Consider the following 13,264-nt stretch of genomic DNA (forward strand, 5'->3'; position numbering starts at 1 on the left):
AAGTTGGTTAAGGTTCGACCTCGTTAAGCGTGGGGAGCGCTTGGGTGACCATCGCGAACCCCAGCCCGAGCCCGAGCACGAGCGCCACCTGCGACGTCGCTTCCCCAGCGAGCAGCGGCTCGATCGTCCCGGTGTAGCTCATGAAGGCGCTCACCGCGAGCAGGTACACGCCGAGCCCGACACCGATCGCCGCTCCACGCTCCCGGCTCGGCGGATAGTGCTCCATTTGTGGATCGAGAGACAGCGTCCGGTGTTTCGCGCGGCCCCACGCGGCGGCCGCACGGTGGCCGACGTCGACGGCGGTGCCGGCCATGACGGCAGCAACCGCCCCCGGGCCGCCGTAGAGACCCGTTTTATCGCCGTCGGCCGCCCTCTCAGCCGTCTCGATCAGGCCGTCGAGCTCTTCGTAGAACTTCTCGCGGGTAGTTATTACGCCCCAGAGCTTCTTCACTGACCGAAGATCTCCTGCGTCCACCTCACCATTCATCATCATGCTCAGAAGGTCTGTCTCTCCGTCAGCTACTGTCGCCGACGTCGTCACTTCGTGACGCTCCTGCTCAACCTTTCCGCCGCAGCAGACGCAGTTTTTGACGTGTCGTTCGGTCCACCGTCCACAGTGGTTACACTCGATCGGCGTGACGTTGATCTTGTCCTGAAGGAGGTCGACACCTGCGCCGTCGGCGGCCGCGATGTTCTGGTCGATGTCGGTCCGGAACCGAGTGATGTAGTGCTGTGGTGAGTTGGAGTCGAATGACCAGCCGAACTGGGTGCGGAGTTCGACCTCGCTCACTGTCGGCTTCCCGGCGAAGAACGACGCCCGGGAGCGGCGGAAGTGCCGCGGGTTCGTGTCCTTCGCGATGCCAGCGGCTTCTCCAGCCTCGTTGAAAATTCGATACAGGTTGTCGTAGTCCATTCGCGTGTTCGAGTTGAGCTTGGTCCATAGATACGTATCCGGGCCAAGTTCGGCTTCAGGATCGGCGTGGACGGGATGTTTTTCTTCGATCCAGCGACGGAGGATGGCAGCCCCGGGGAAGAGCCGGATGGTTCGGTCGCCGGTCTTCCCGTCCCACGGGATAGACACTTGGTAGTGACCATCTTCCCATTTCAAGTGCTTGTACTGGAGCCGGAGGAGCTCGCTATCAGGTCGGGCGCCGAGTCCCCACTCAGAGAGGATGAGTGCTTTGTCCCGACAACTGGACCGCACCTCAGCCATCTCGATAGCCTCCTGCCAGTTAACGACGTTTCCTGGAAGTGGCGGTTTGCCCTCGTCGCGGAAGCGACCCGGCTTGATCTCGTCGACGCGGTCCTGGACAATCTCGGAGCCGAGCACCTCGCCGAACGTCTGGACGGTGATCAGTAGGTTGTGGATGTAGTTGTTCGAGTAGCCCTGGTCTTGGATCCACGCGAGCAACTCGTCGAGCGCATCCTTCCCGTCGTAGGAATCGTCAAGGATGTCGAGTAGGAGCCCAGACTTGGTTTGGAGGAGGCGCGTGATGTCGACATGGAGAGCGCGGGTAATCTTCCGGTGGCGGTCTTCCCGGTTGTTTAAGTTGCGAAGTTCACGGTCGAACTCGTAGAGTGTCCGCTTTTCTTTGGGGGTAAGACCGTCTTCGTTGACCACGCGTCGACGCGCGGCGTTGAGCTCTCGCTCGCCCGACTCGTACTGGGCGCTGAGGTTCGGATCGTAGAGGGATTCCGCCTTCGGGAACCCATCCGAGAATTCATCGAGTGATGACATACGCTGCGCTACAAATACCAGAGGTAAATATCTAATGGCGAAATTTAACAATTGGACAGTCGAAACCACTTTCTGAGTCAGAATCAAGGTGTTAGTATATAAAACAGCCTCAGTATCCCAAGCATTTATATACAAACGTACAGAAGGAACTGGTAGGCGCAGGGGTGCCCTAGGAAACGGGCCCGGTGCTAGAACACCGTACCCTGTTGCCGTCGGCTATGACGACATCAGAAAGTACGCGCCCTACCGGTGATAATACTGGCGGGGCTCCGACAGGAGCAGAACTGATTGATCACCTCCAGGATGTCGACCGGCCGGTTTCGCTCGACCAGCTGGCGAAGGCGACCGGCGCGGCACGTGACACACTGAAGGGTCGGCTTGAGCAGCTCGAAGCGCGCGGCCTGATTATCGTCTCGATAGGGCTGTACTACGTGACGGTTTCTCTTGTCGACGGTAGCCAGCCGATCGCCGACGGCGGTCGCGCTCACCCGGTCGCCGACGTCGACCTCTCGCCGGAGCAGATCTACACCATCCTTTCGAACGAGCGACGCCGCGAGACGCTGCGCTTTCTCTCTCGCCTGGCTGACCGAGACGCCGAAACGTACGCACCGGTGAGTCCTCTCTCTGCGGTCGTGTGCGGGTCCGGCGAGGAGTTCGACCCAGTGACCGGAGGAGATGACGATGACCAGCACGCGACGTACGTGGCGCTCACGCAGACGCATCTGCCGCTCCTCCACGATCTTGGCGCCGTGGAGTACTACTCTCGCGTCCAGAAGGTCGCCCCGACCGACATCGGCCTCGCGCTCGCGGAACTGATGGACATCGTCGACGGCGCCGCGGACACCGGCGAGTCAGCATGACAGACATGGACTCCCGGCGCCGGCAGATCGCACAGGGAGTTCAGATCGGCGAGCACACGACGATCAAGCAGTCCGCGGCAGAGGCCCTCAGCGGGTGGTCCGGTCGCTCGCACTCACGAGACGACGCCCTCACGCCCCGGCAGTGGGAGCGGATGCTCCGAGCGAGCTATGGCATCGACAACGAGGAGATCGCCCTGGAGTGCCGGCTACCCGTCGTTGCCTGTGGTCGCCTCGGGGTCCGCTCCGGCGAGGTGACTCACCTCCACGAAGACTGGATCGAATGGAACGACGGCACGATCCAGATCCCCACAGAAGAAATTGTGGAAGCTGACTACGAGGTTTCCTCTCTCTCAGAAGACGATTCTGACACCTCTGCCAATCGAGGAGGTACTCCACCGGTGGGACCTCCATTTGATGGAACGTATATTAATAATAGTGAGCTTGTGTTTCCGACAGAGCGCTGGGCGGCCACCTTCCGGTCGGACGCCCAGCTCATACTCCACGAACTCGGTGATTTTCTCGGCTACTCACCACCGCCGCTGCTCGAACGGCTGATCGAAGACGCTCAAAAGACCCACAAGCAACGACTAATCTTACAAGAGACGCTTGTTACTGCTACACAACCGAGGTGTGAGACTTAACTAAGACGGATGAAAGTCACCTATAGGGGCGCGATCAAGCCAATCTAGGAGACCGACGACCTCCTTGAGGACGACGAGTGGGTGGCCCAGGGCCGCTACGCCAACCTATTCTACGCTACTTCTGTATCTCAGTCCAGTAAAGAGTAGTTAGAGCTCGTCAGGATCAAGATCGCCGGCAAGATACTGGTCACCCATCTCGGTGATCTTGTAGTAGCCTCGCTTGACGCGTTCGACGAGGCCATGATCGACAAGTACTGAGAGTCGACGGTTTACTTCGCTTCGTGCCTTGTCAATGTTGAACGCAATAACGGAGGGAGACAGGACTAGCCCAGATGTTGCTAGTGCCTCAAGAATGCGGTCGTCAATGGGCATTTGCATCCACGGGGCTGGCTCTCTCACGGTTCTCCTCTATGCTACATCACTTTTTCAACCGATATATCAAGTGTGATAACTACTTGATGAAAATAATCTCACTAATAGATGAGGTTTTTATATCTATTCTACATATACTAGCTCGTGAGCCATGGCATCACACAGTAAGCCTCTGATCGGAGGAGTAGCTTGGAAGGGACTCATTCAACAAATGGGTTCAGCAGCTGTTGAACTACCTGCTAAACACCACTTTACCGGGGCTGACCTCGGCGCAATAGCGATGCGTGGGCTATGACAGAGAACTGCTCTCCAAGCCCCGATGTGATCAATCCCGAGATGAAATTAGAAGATATTCGCTACAGGGTAAATGCGAATACCTGTGACGGACATGGGCGGTCAACTGCATCTGGAAGAGGATACAACGCTGAACGCCTCTTTAATGCCATATTTGACGAATCTGGCACCGCTTTCCGCGGGACAATTGAGTCACATATTGATAGTTATGTCCCTGGTGAGATAGCCTACGAAGTTGAGGTCAAATCCTGTGTCGCTCGCTATCAGAGTAGTACTAGCGAGCCTGGCCGATATGGACAGTTCCGGATCTGGAAGCATCATCACGACCAGTTGATAGCTGAAACCTCACAGTTCGATTCACGCACACCGATTTACTTTTTTGTCGTATATTCAGTCAGATATGGGATCGAAGAAGAGGAAGGGAAATTACTCGTACCTGCTGAGGTAGTTGACGATGTGCTTGATAACTGGTCTCTTGAAGAGCACGTGACGATGGGCGAACAGAAGACCCGTCAGATCTCGTGGCACCTCCTACTGAAGCGATTAGGTGTCTCGGCAGATCGATTCAAATCTGAGGATCTTATCGACCTCACACATGAGTGACTCACGACTCACTCCAGTTGCGTTCGACATCGAGACCTCTGGATTCGATGCGGACGCTGTCATCACCGTCGCTGGGTTTGCGCACGGTCTCGGTGAATCGCTTATTCTCAATACTGGCGGCCACAGCAAGGTTGATCGCAACACACTGGTGAGGGCGCTTGATGAGGAGTCAACTGGGACAGCCCAACTCGACGTCGCTGCTGACGAGGGCGAACTCCTCGAGGCGGTCGCGTCGTTTGTCACGAACCAACTCGATGGTGACACCCACTACGTGACCGCATTCAACGGTGAAACGTGGAACGGTGGGTTCGATCTCCCCTTCTGTCGAACGCGATTTCTCCAACATGGACTACGATGGCCCTTTGGCGATATTGCGTACGCCGATATGATACAGGTGGTTGACCGGTTCAATACCCATGATCACAGTGACCTCGTTGGGGTGTATGATGTCCTTGTTGGCGAGGAGACGTGTGACCCGTTTGACGATAGCGCCGAAGCAGTGGATGCGTTCCAGGCCGGCGACTGGCTTCCACTCTGTAAGCACAATCTTGCCGACATCCAGCGAACCCGGAAGTTGGCTGAACTGGCCGGACAGTTTGTCGCCCAGTCGGATTTCAAGATGAAGAATCTACAGCCACCACATCGATGAAGGGGTCAGATTGGAGAAAGTGTGCCACGAGGTGCGGAACACCATGTCGATGCTGAGGGCAGCTCGATGTCCACCATCGTCACTGGTTATCGCGACTGCAGGATGAGGATGTTATAGAACTGTTGCCACAATCTTATTACACGATATCAGATGTGAATTATCCGTGAGAACGTGCCTGCGTATTGATCGCCAGGGATTCTGCCAACTCAGAGGAGTGTCCAAATAGTCATGTGAGATACAGAGCGCGTATCGGTCACGCACCCTCTTCGACACCGGTAATTTCGAAGCGGGCCCCGCCCCCTTTGCTCTCAGTCACGATAATCTCCCAGCCGTGCGCGTCGGTAATTTGCTTGACGATCTGCAGGCCGAACCCGGTCCCGCCCTCATTCGTCGAGTATCCTGCCTCGAATACGTTCTCACGATCAGACCCGGGGATTCCGGGGCCGGTATCTGCCACGTAGAAGCCGTCTTCTATCGCACCGACGGACACTGTCACGTCGTTGCCGCCGTGTTCTATGGCGTTTTGGTAGAGATTTTCGAACAATTGCTGGATCCGACTCCGGTCGGCTTCGATGACCTGTGGTGCGTCGGCGTCGAGTGTTGCTTGTCGCGTCTTTACAGTTTGCCAACTGTTCCTAGCTACGTTCGCAAGTCCAATCTGTTCGATCTCATCAACTCGGCTGCCTTCTCGTGCCAGTGTCAACAAGTCCTCAATGAGCGCGTCCATCCGGTCAATTGCCTGTGCTACGCCGTCGATATGGTCACTCGCACACTCGTCCCGAATCAGTTCCAACCGTCCTTCGGCCACGCGGAGTGGGTTCCGCAAATCGTGGCTGACGATGCTGGCGAACTCTTCCAAACGCTCGTTCTGTCGTTGCAATTTTTCTTCGTACTCTTTCTGCTCAGTAATGTTGGTGGCGATGCCACAGGTGGCATATACAGAGCCATTGTCAAACAGTGGGACAATCCGGGTGAGAAAGTACTGACGACCGTCGTCGGTCTGAATGACCTCTTCGATCTCGACCTGTTCTCTCGTTTCATAGACTCTTTGGTCGTTCTGCTGAAATTTCTCAGCCACTTCCGCCGAGTGTAAATCTACTGCCCGTTTTCCTGCGATGTCGGTATCGTCAGCGATGTCGAACAGGTCCCGATGATGTTGATTCATGTACACGTACTCGTGATCGGTGCTTCGAATCCACATCGCGGACTCAACGCTATCGATAACACCCTGTAGTTGGTTGGTGGTCTGGCGGAGTTTGGCTTCACCTTCTCGTTGCTCGGTGACATCCCGGAGTGTGCCGACCGACCCGTTGAACTCCTCGCCATCGTACGGAAGGACGCCCATGTGATCTTCGCAGACGATTGGGTCGCCCTCGCGGGGGTGGACCGTCACTTCGAATGTTACCCCTTCCGGGCCATCGCTCGATAGTAACCGTCCCAATTCCTGCTCGGCCCGTTGTACGGCCTCTTCGTCTTTGATCAGCGATGGTGTGTTCCCGAGAATCGTCTCCCGGTCGTAGCCGACTAATTCCACCAACTCGTCGTTAACGTAGGTGAACTGCCCCTCTTCGTCAAGCACGTACACCGCATCACTGAGTGCCTCGATAATCGTCTCGTACTCTTCTAATTCAGTCTTCCGCCGCTCTCGGTCGGTAACATCCTGAAACTTCGAAAAAATCGTCTGGACGTCCCCATCTGCGTCGGTGACGACACGGTTGTGCCACTCGCAGGTGATTACCTCGCCATCCTTTCGGACGTTCCTGTTGATCACGTGGGTTCCGCCGTCCGCGTCAAGGAGTTTTTCTACAGCATCACCCACCTGTCCGCGGTCGTCACCGGAGACAATTCCCTCCCATGACTCGCCACGCAACTCTGCCTCACTGTAGCCGAGAATCTCTTCGGCCCGTCCGTTCATTCGTTCAAGCTGGAATTCAGGATCCCACTGGACTGCCCCAAGCGGTGATTCTTCAAAAAACAGTGATAATTGCTTCCGTCGCTGCCGAGCGGTCCGTTCGTGCTCCTCACGCTCAGTAATATCGTGACCGGCCCCCCGGAGCTTCGTTACTTCTCCCCCATTCTCGACAACCGGAGTAATTGTCATGTCGAGGAGACGTTCCTCGCCGTCACCCGGCTGGAGTCGCCATGTGTCGTACAGTTCTTCGCGCGTCTCCAACACCTTGTCGAGTGTATGCTGGATGTCTTCGCGGTCGTCTGGATGGAACAGTTTCAGCGCCTCCTCCAGAGGCATTTCGTGTTGGTTATGACGGCCAATGATTCGCCGGGTGCCTGCCGTCAGCACGACAGTATTGCTCTCTGTGTCCAGTTCGAAACCGCCGGTATCACCGTTGAATTCCGTCAATCGCATCAATTGTTCTTGTCTGTCGGCCCGCTCGGCCTCGCGGCGGGCCCGAACGGCGTTGCGGATCCGGTTGGCCAAGAGTTCGTACCGTTCGGTGCCGCTCCCCTTCTGGAGATAGTCGGTGACACCGGCAGCAATAGCGTCACTGGCGACTGTCTCGCTGCCCTTGCCGGTGAAGAGAATAAACGGGAGGTCGGGATACTCCTCTCGGACAGCCTGTAGGAATTCGATGCCATCCGTGCCGGGCATGTTGTAATCCGAGACGACGCAGTCAGGCGGGCGGTCATTAATATTCACCAACACTTCGTCGGCACTGGTCGCTGTCTGGACAGCGAAGCGGTCGTCCTCGCGTTCGAGAAACGTCCCTGTCAGGTCCGTGATGGAGGGGTCATCATCGACGTGGAGAATCTGAATCTCTTGGTGAGAACTGAACGGCATGGTCTACAAAGTGTTACTATCATCAAAAAACTACTGTAGCATAATTAGGACTGAAATTGACCTTGTCGATACCGAGAAATTAATTCATATTTGGCCATTGAAATGACAATGATCTGATGATGACTTTATCCTCTGTATCTCGCACGCTGCTACTGACATGTCGTAGAGAGGTCGGCGTTCGACATCGGTACATTGGTTCCCTGTACTGAGCGGTTCTTGAGTATCCTGTACTGACCGTACTGAGGCAGAATATGTCATATTCGGAGGGTTTCAACAGAGCCAACCTCTCGTATCTGGACTACTTGATCTAAGAGACAGCGCTACAGTATCGATTCTATTCGATCTTCCCATCCTTCCTCACTATAATCATCACCCGGGGCATTTTTGAACAGCCGTACCACAGCATCAATCGATTCGAGTCTGTGTTTGAGTTCTGTTGCGCGCTCTGGGTCGACGTAGTAAGTATTCTCAGAATGGCAGATGAGCTGGTATTCGAGTAGGTTCTCCATCGTTTCGGAGATGTCACCCTCCCTCACCCTCGTCTGTTCGACCATGTGACGTGAAGTAAAGCGCTCGCCGCTGTTCCGGACGAGAAAGCTGAGGATAGTATGCTCGTCAGTATCTGGAACCACTGGAAACGGTGTGTCGTCACTGGATTCTCCCATAATTAGTTGAGTTTCATACTAGGGGTTCGCCAATCTTCGACTACTGCTTCGTAGAGTGGATAGCCACCAAGTCCTCCCGCTTGATTATTGAGTAGCATATCTCGCTCGGTTACAGCTTTTAGGGGAATGAGGGGGAGCGTGTGACACTGCTCGGAGCTGGACCGTCCTCAGCGAAGCCTGCTCCGCCCCCTCTGTAGCGATATACCCAGCCATCCGTCTTATACTTCAGGTAGACACGCACCTCAACCGAAGTTGAATGATTAATGCGCAAGCGCGATCTTGCGGTAGATAGGGTCAATACCTTATGTAGCAACCGAATCCTAATATAGCCCCAATTGTTACATAAGGCATGAACCAGCCATCACCACCCACCTCGCTCCCGAAGTATCTCGCAGAGGGGCTCCCAAAACAGGACACACAGACGCTCCAAGAGGTACAGAACTACATCGAGGCGCTGATCGAGTATCGCGACCAGTCGGTTGACACCGACGAGCTTCCCGAGACTGCCGAACCCGTCGAGGAGTCCGACAATACGGAGAAAAGAACAGTCGTCAAAGAGAAAGTCACCTGTGGCGACGCGAGCTGCAAGTGCGCCAGCGGGAATCCCTCGGATATGCACGGGCCGTATCTCTATCGCTACTATCGTGAGAACGGGACGATGAAATCGGAGTACGTCGGTAAGCCAGAAAGTGAGTAGTGGTGTGGGAAGTTGGCCATAACCACCCGTTCGTGCCAACCTGCGGTCCTAGACTTCCCCACGAAGGGTGTCATCAACGATATCAGCGAACGCAACGTTCTCACGCACCTGTTGTATCTCGACGGTGACTCGGTCTCCGACACTCGTTTCGGGAACGATCACGACGTAACCGTGCTCAACTTTCGCGATCCCGTCACCTTGGTCACCGAGGTTCTCGATTTCAACGTCTCGCTGTTCACCTTCCTCGACAGGCGGGCCGTCGTATTCGTGTTGCTGACCAGCGTGGTCAGCTGACTGAGTGGCCTCAGTCGTGTCGGTGGCTTCGGTATCCGACGTCGATGTCGATATAAGCGCAACACGGTATGTTTCCCCCTCAGCAAGCGTCCCGGTGGCTATCTCACGGTCTGGCACAGTTATCTGGTAGCTGCCATCATCTTGCTCAACAGTCGCAGTATACAGTGTCTGGAGCGTTTCAGAGATGTCCATAAATCGTATATTGCGTTGACTCGTGCCAGTTGACTTGTTTCTAGCGTTTCTAGTGCTCTCAACTGATTGCCGTCGGTCTGATCAAGGTTCCCGAGAGACCACTTCAGGACTCATCGCCAGCATCAAACACGGCCGCAAAGTCTTCGAGAAGCTCCGGTGGCGATCGCTCATTTCCACGAGACGGAAGTGGAGCTTCCCAGCTATTCGATCTCGAGCGTGCGCGCATTCGACACTGACTCCGGTTCGGTTGTCACATTGAAAATTCCGGTATGATAGATCGCCAGCAGTCGCTGCTCATGAACGGTGACGTAATCGATTCCGGCCCGGTCCAGGACTGTTGAAACATTAGTAGGCTCAGATAACGAGACAGAGACGCTTGGAGACGCCGAGTCGGTCATACCAGGTCCTAGGTTTATTCTAGTAAAACCCGACTTGAGCACGGTCCGGATACACCATCTGGCCAGTTGCCGTGGCCGATCTGTCGTCTCCCAACGAGTACGATAGAACAGTCCTCCCGCAGTCTCGGCTGTGACAGTATCCGCCCAGAGGCCGGCTACCCACCAGTTGAACGAGTATGGTAAGATGTCCCGGAGTCAAAACGGACCGATGGGTATCCATAGATATAGACACCTCCGGATACCACATACCAGCCGATTTATTTGATCCCCGAGACATAATTACATGGCTCGAAATACCTGTGGGTGCTCCGCGAAGGCGGGGGAGCGGACGATGCGGCGCCGGCGACTGCTGAGAAGCACCGTCGGTGTCACCACGACGGGCACGCTGGGCGCCGTGTATACTGACGGCGGGATCGACTCTGGAGGCGGCGACGCGGCAGGCGATGATACCGCCGTACAGAGACGCGACGACGGATCTGGGCCGGTTGACGCTCGGTCACCGAGCGAGCTCACGCTCATCGCCCACCGCGGATTTGCGGGCGAAAATCCGGAGAACACCGTCACCGCGGCGCGGGTAGCCGCGAGCGAGAGCGTCCCGGCTGACGGCGGTGGGACGACGAGCCGGCGAGCCGACATCATCGAAATCGATGTCGTTCCGACGGCCGACAACGATGTAGTTGTGTTTCACGACGCCAATCTGTCCGGACGAGACGGCGGTAGCCGTGGGCTCACGGACGCGACAGGTGTCGTCTGGGAGACCGAGACTGCGACCGTCACCAGTGCGGAGGTACTCGGTAGCGGGGACACGGTCCCGCGACTATCGACGCTCCTCGATGTCGTCCCCCCGGACGTAGGCGTGAATGTCGAGTTGAAGAATCCGGGAAAATATGACCTGCGGTTCGCCGAGAAACTCTCCGACTCGGCGCTCGCGGACCGAGCGGCCGCCTGGCAGCCGTTCGTCGATCGCGTCGTTGAGGTGCTCGACGAGCACGACAACGAGTTCCTCTGCTCGTCGTTCTACGAAGGAGCGTTGGCGGCGATGCGTAACGCGTCGTCGTACGCGGTGGCACCCATTCTATGGGAGTCGGTCGGCGACGGGCTCGCCATCGCTCGGGAACACGACGCCGCGGCGGTTCACGCGCCGATGAAGCTCATCGCTGGGACGCCGTTCCACGACACCGCACTCACCGCCGGTGTCGACCTCGTCGCGGAGGCTCACGCGGACGGGCGCGACGTGAACGTGTGGACGGTCGACACGTGGTATCAGGCCGATTGGCTCGCCGCCGCCGGCGTTGACGGTATCGCCGCCGACTACTCGGGTCTGCTTCCGCGGGCAACTGACGCATCGGGCTCGGGCGGACGGCCCTGACGGTTGCACGGCAGCTACCCCTGTCAGCGGTCGTCCGCCGTCAGTCTCCGTACTGGATAGCGCTACGCGTTACGCGCGACCGAGAACCCGAATTCCTCTGAGATTGAACTGCGCGACTCACCAAAGTATATACCACACAATACGTTTCAGTGCAGTCGTATCGCTCCGTACTGGTGCGGATTTTCGCGGACCGAATGGATGTCTACTGGGCGATTCCTACCGTTCATGTCATCTATTATAAGAGCTTATTATTGCTATCACGGAGTTGCTCGTGTGGCCAACGCCAACAATGCAAGCGAGAGGCGGCGTCGATTTCTACGAACGACCGGAGCAGCCGCGGTCGGCTTCGTGTCGGCTGGGTGCCTCGGGGCGACATCCGACGGCTCCGAAGACGCTGGAGGGTCGAGCGACTCGTCGAGTTCGACCAACAGCGCAGACTCGGGAGGCAGCGGGGAGACGACGATCAACTGGTGGCACGCGATGGGGGGAAACCTCGGTGAAACGGTTGACGCGCTCGCGGCCGACTTCAACGAACAGTCCGACGGCGTGACCGTTGAAACCAGCTACAAGGGGAGTTACGACGAGACGCTCAACGCAGTTACGTCCGCGATCGGGGCGGGCGAAGCGCCGGAGCTGGCACAGATCGTGGACCTCGGAAGCCGACTCGCGATCGACAGCGGGGCGTTCGAACCGATGGAGGAGGCGCTTCCGAGCGACCGGATCGACTGGTCAGACTTCCAAGATCCGGTTATCGATTACTACTCGTTCGACGACACGGTGTACTCGATGCCGTTCAACTCGTCGAACCCGATCTTCTACTACAACAAGGATATGTTCGAAGCGGCCGGGCTCGACCCGGAGTCGCCGCCCGAGACGTTAGCGGAGGTCAGGGAGGCGAGCGAGACGATCGTCGATCAGGGGATCGCGGAGCAAGGGATTACCTTCGCTAACGTCTCGTGGTTCCCCGAACAGTGGTTCGCAGAGGCGAACGTCCCGCTCGTGAACAAGGACAACGGCCGCACGACAGACCCCACGGAGGCCAACTTGGACACCGACACGGCCGACCGGATCTTCACGTGGTGGGCCGACATGCACGCAGACGGCCTGTACAACCACGCCGGCGTCGGCAACTGGGGCGCCGCACAGCAGGCGTTCCTCAACGGACAGACGGCCATGTGGATATCGTCGACGGCCGGCGTCGCCTCGGCGACCGCGGGAGCCGAAGAGAACGACTTCGAACTCGGAACGGGGTACTACCCGACGGCCGGTGAAACACGGACCGGCGTCGTCATCGGCGGCGCGTCCCTTTGGATGACCCGCGGCCTGTCCGACGAGAAGAAGCAGGGGCTCACCGACTTCCTGCTGTGGTTGGCTGAAGCGGAACAGCAGGCTTTCTGGCACCAGAACACTGGGTATTTCCCGATCAGTGACAGTGCGGTCGAATACCTCGATGAGGACGGCTGGTTCGATGAGAACCCCAACTTCCAGACCGCGTTCGACCAGCTTCAGGAAACGGAACAGACAGTAGCGACGCAGGGGTGGCAGGCCGGGCCGGCATCGGAGGTTCGAACTATCATCCAAGACGGATACGTCAGTATGATTAACTCCGACGTGACCGTCGATGAAAAGCTCGCTAGCATGAAATCGGAGGCCGACGACGCCCTAGAAAGCTACATCCAGAGCAAAGGGAACTGA

General features: G+C 57.0%; 12 protein-coding genes and 1 pseudogene. 7 read left to right on the forward strand and 6 right to left on the reverse strand.

Annotated elements, in window-relative coordinates:
• Positions 1-7 precede the first annotated feature (7 nt).
• A complete protein-coding gene (locus DJ75_RS09990; protein WP_094524338.1) occupies positions 8-1,738 on the reverse strand; it encodes a site-specific integrase in 1,731 nt (576 codons plus the stop codon).
• 218 nt (positions 1,739-1,956) lie between these two features.
• On the opposite strand from DJ75_RS09990, the gene DJ75_RS09995 reads away from it, so the two are divergent.
• Entirely contained in the window at positions 1,957-2,598 is a 642-nt protein-coding gene (locus DJ75_RS09995) for a MarR family transcriptional regulator (protein WP_094524339.1), read from the forward strand.
• Positions 2,599-3,029: 431 nt separating this feature from the next.
• Positions 3,030-3,239 (forward strand): annotated as a pseudogene (locus DJ75_RS10000) (IS4 family transposase); the annotation flags it as partial.
• A gap of 147 nt (positions 3,240-3,386) precedes the next feature.
• On the opposite strand, the gene DJ75_RS10005 reads toward DJ75_RS10000, so the two are convergent.
• Positions 3,387-3,617: a winged helix-turn-helix domain-containing protein gene (locus tag DJ75_RS10005; protein WP_217900388.1), complete on the reverse strand. Its 231-nt coding sequence runs from the start codon at positions 3,615-3,617 to the stop codon at positions 3,387-3,389.
• Positions 3,618-3,902: 285 nt separating this feature from the next.
• Between DJ75_RS10005 and DJ75_RS18210 the strand changes: the two genes are divergently transcribed.
• Both DJ75_RS18210 and DJ75_RS10010 read left to right on the forward strand, forming a co-directional pair.
• Positions 3,903-4,508 (forward strand): hypothetical protein, encoded by a 606-nt coding sequence (locus DJ75_RS18210; protein ID WP_141212006.1) that lies wholly within the window; start codon positions 3,903-3,905, stop codon positions 4,506-4,508.
• On the forward strand, positions 4,501-5,157 hold the full coding sequence (locus DJ75_RS10010; RefSeq protein WP_094524341.1) for a hypothetical protein: 657 nt from the start codon (positions 4,501-4,503) through the stop codon (positions 5,155-5,157). The genes DJ75_RS18210 and DJ75_RS10010 overlap by 8 nt, the downstream gene beginning before the upstream one ends.
• A gap of 253 nt (positions 5,158-5,410) precedes the next feature.
• Here DJ75_RS10010 and DJ75_RS10015 read toward each other — a convergent pair whose 3' ends face one another.
• Together DJ75_RS10015 and DJ75_RS18215 are read right to left on the reverse strand one after the other, a co-directional pair.
• Positions 5,411-7,954, reverse strand: coding sequence for a PAS domain S-box protein (locus DJ75_RS10015; protein ID WP_094524342.1), 2,544 nt, complete (start codon positions 7,952-7,954; stop codon positions 5,411-5,413).
• A gap of 320 nt (positions 7,955-8,274) precedes the next feature.
• Entirely contained in the window at positions 8,275-8,508 is a 234-nt protein-coding gene (locus DJ75_RS18215; protein ID WP_176451435.1) for a hypothetical protein, read from the reverse strand.
• Positions 8,509-8,968: 460 nt separating this feature from the next.
• On the opposite strand from DJ75_RS18215, the gene DJ75_RS10020 reads away from it, so the two are divergent.
• On the forward strand, positions 8,969-9,316 hold the full coding sequence (locus DJ75_RS10020; protein WP_094524343.1) for a DUF6788 family protein: 348 nt from the start codon (positions 8,969-8,971) through the stop codon (positions 9,314-9,316).
• Between the two features lie 48 nt (positions 9,317-9,364).
• Here DJ75_RS10020 and DJ75_RS10025 read toward each other — a convergent pair whose 3' ends face one another.
• A complete protein-coding gene (locus tag DJ75_RS10025) occupies positions 9,365-9,802 on the reverse strand; it encodes a TRAM domain-containing protein (protein ID WP_094524344.1) in 438 nt (145 codons plus the stop codon).
• A gap of 200 nt (positions 9,803-10,002) precedes the next feature.
• Entirely contained in the window at positions 10,003-10,200 is a 198-nt protein-coding gene (locus DJ75_RS18220; protein WP_141212008.1) for a hypothetical protein, read from the reverse strand.
• A gap of 283 nt (positions 10,201-10,483) precedes the next feature.
• On the opposite strand from DJ75_RS18220, the gene DJ75_RS10030 reads away from it, so the two are divergent.
• Together DJ75_RS10030 and DJ75_RS10035 are read left to right on the forward strand one after the other, a co-directional pair.
• Positions 10,484-11,569 carry a glycerophosphodiester phosphodiesterase gene (locus tag DJ75_RS10030; protein ID WP_254921943.1) on the forward strand — a complete coding sequence of 362 codons (1,086 nt, stop codon included), beginning with the start codon at positions 10,484-10,486 and terminating at the stop codon, positions 11,567-11,569.
• Between the two features lie 225 nt (positions 11,570-11,794).
• The gene (locus DJ75_RS10035; RefSeq protein WP_094524345.1) at positions 11,795-13,264 is read left to right on the forward strand and encodes an ABC transporter substrate-binding protein; all 1,470 of its coding nucleotides are present in this window, start codon (positions 11,795-11,797) and stop codon (positions 13,262-13,264) included.

It is taken from the genome of Halorubrum sp. Eb13 (genome assembly GCF_002252895.1).
Lineage (GTDB): Archaea > Halobacteriota > Halobacteria > Halobacteriales > Haloferacaceae > Halorubrum.

Bases quoted from the DNA above. Each gene is read 5' to 3' on its own strand.
- DJ75_RS10015 (WP_094524342.1), bottom strand. From the start codon at position 7,954: ATGCCGTTCAGTTCTCACCAAGAGATTCAGATTCTCCACGTCGATGAT.
- DJ75_RS10020 (WP_094524343.1), top strand. From the start codon at position 8,969: ATGAACCAGCCATCACCACCCACCTCGCTCCCGAAGTATCTCGCAGAG.
- DJ75_RS10005 (WP_217900388.1), bottom strand. From the start codon at position 3,617: ATGCAAATGCCCATTGACGACCGCATTCTTGAGGCACTAGCAACATCT.
- DJ75_RS09990 (WP_094524338.1), bottom strand. From the start codon at position 1,738: ATGTCATCACTCGATGAATTCTCGGATGGGTTCCCGAAGGCGGAATCC.
- DJ75_RS18220 (WP_141212008.1), bottom strand. From the start codon at position 10,200: ATGACCGACTCGGCGTCTCCAAGCGTCTCTGTCTCGTTATCTGAGCCT.
- DJ75_RS18210 (WP_141212006.1), top strand. From the start codon at position 3,903: ATGACAGAGAACTGCTCTCCAAGCCCCGATGTGATCAATCCCGAGATG.
- DJ75_RS10010 (WP_094524341.1), top strand. From the start codon at position 4,501: ATGAGTGACTCACGACTCACTCCAGTTGCGTTCGACATCGAGACCTCT.
- DJ75_RS10025 (WP_094524344.1), bottom strand. From the start codon at position 9,802: ATGGACATCTCTGAAACGCTCCAGACACTGTATACTGCGACTGTTGAG.
- DJ75_RS18215 (WP_176451435.1), bottom strand. From the start codon at position 8,508: ATGGTCGAACAGACGAGGGTGAGGGAGGGTGACATCTCCGAAACGATG.
- DJ75_RS09995 (WP_094524339.1), top strand. From the start codon at position 1,957: ATGACGACATCAGAAAGTACGCGCCCTACCGGTGATAATACTGGCGGG.
- DJ75_RS10035 (WP_094524345.1), top strand. From the start codon at position 11,795: ATGTCATCTATTATAAGAGCTTATTATTGCTATCACGGAGTTGCTCGT.
- DJ75_RS10030 (WP_254921943.1), top strand. From the start codon at position 10,484: ATGGCTCGAAATACCTGTGGGTGCTCCGCGAAGGCGGGGGAGCGGACG.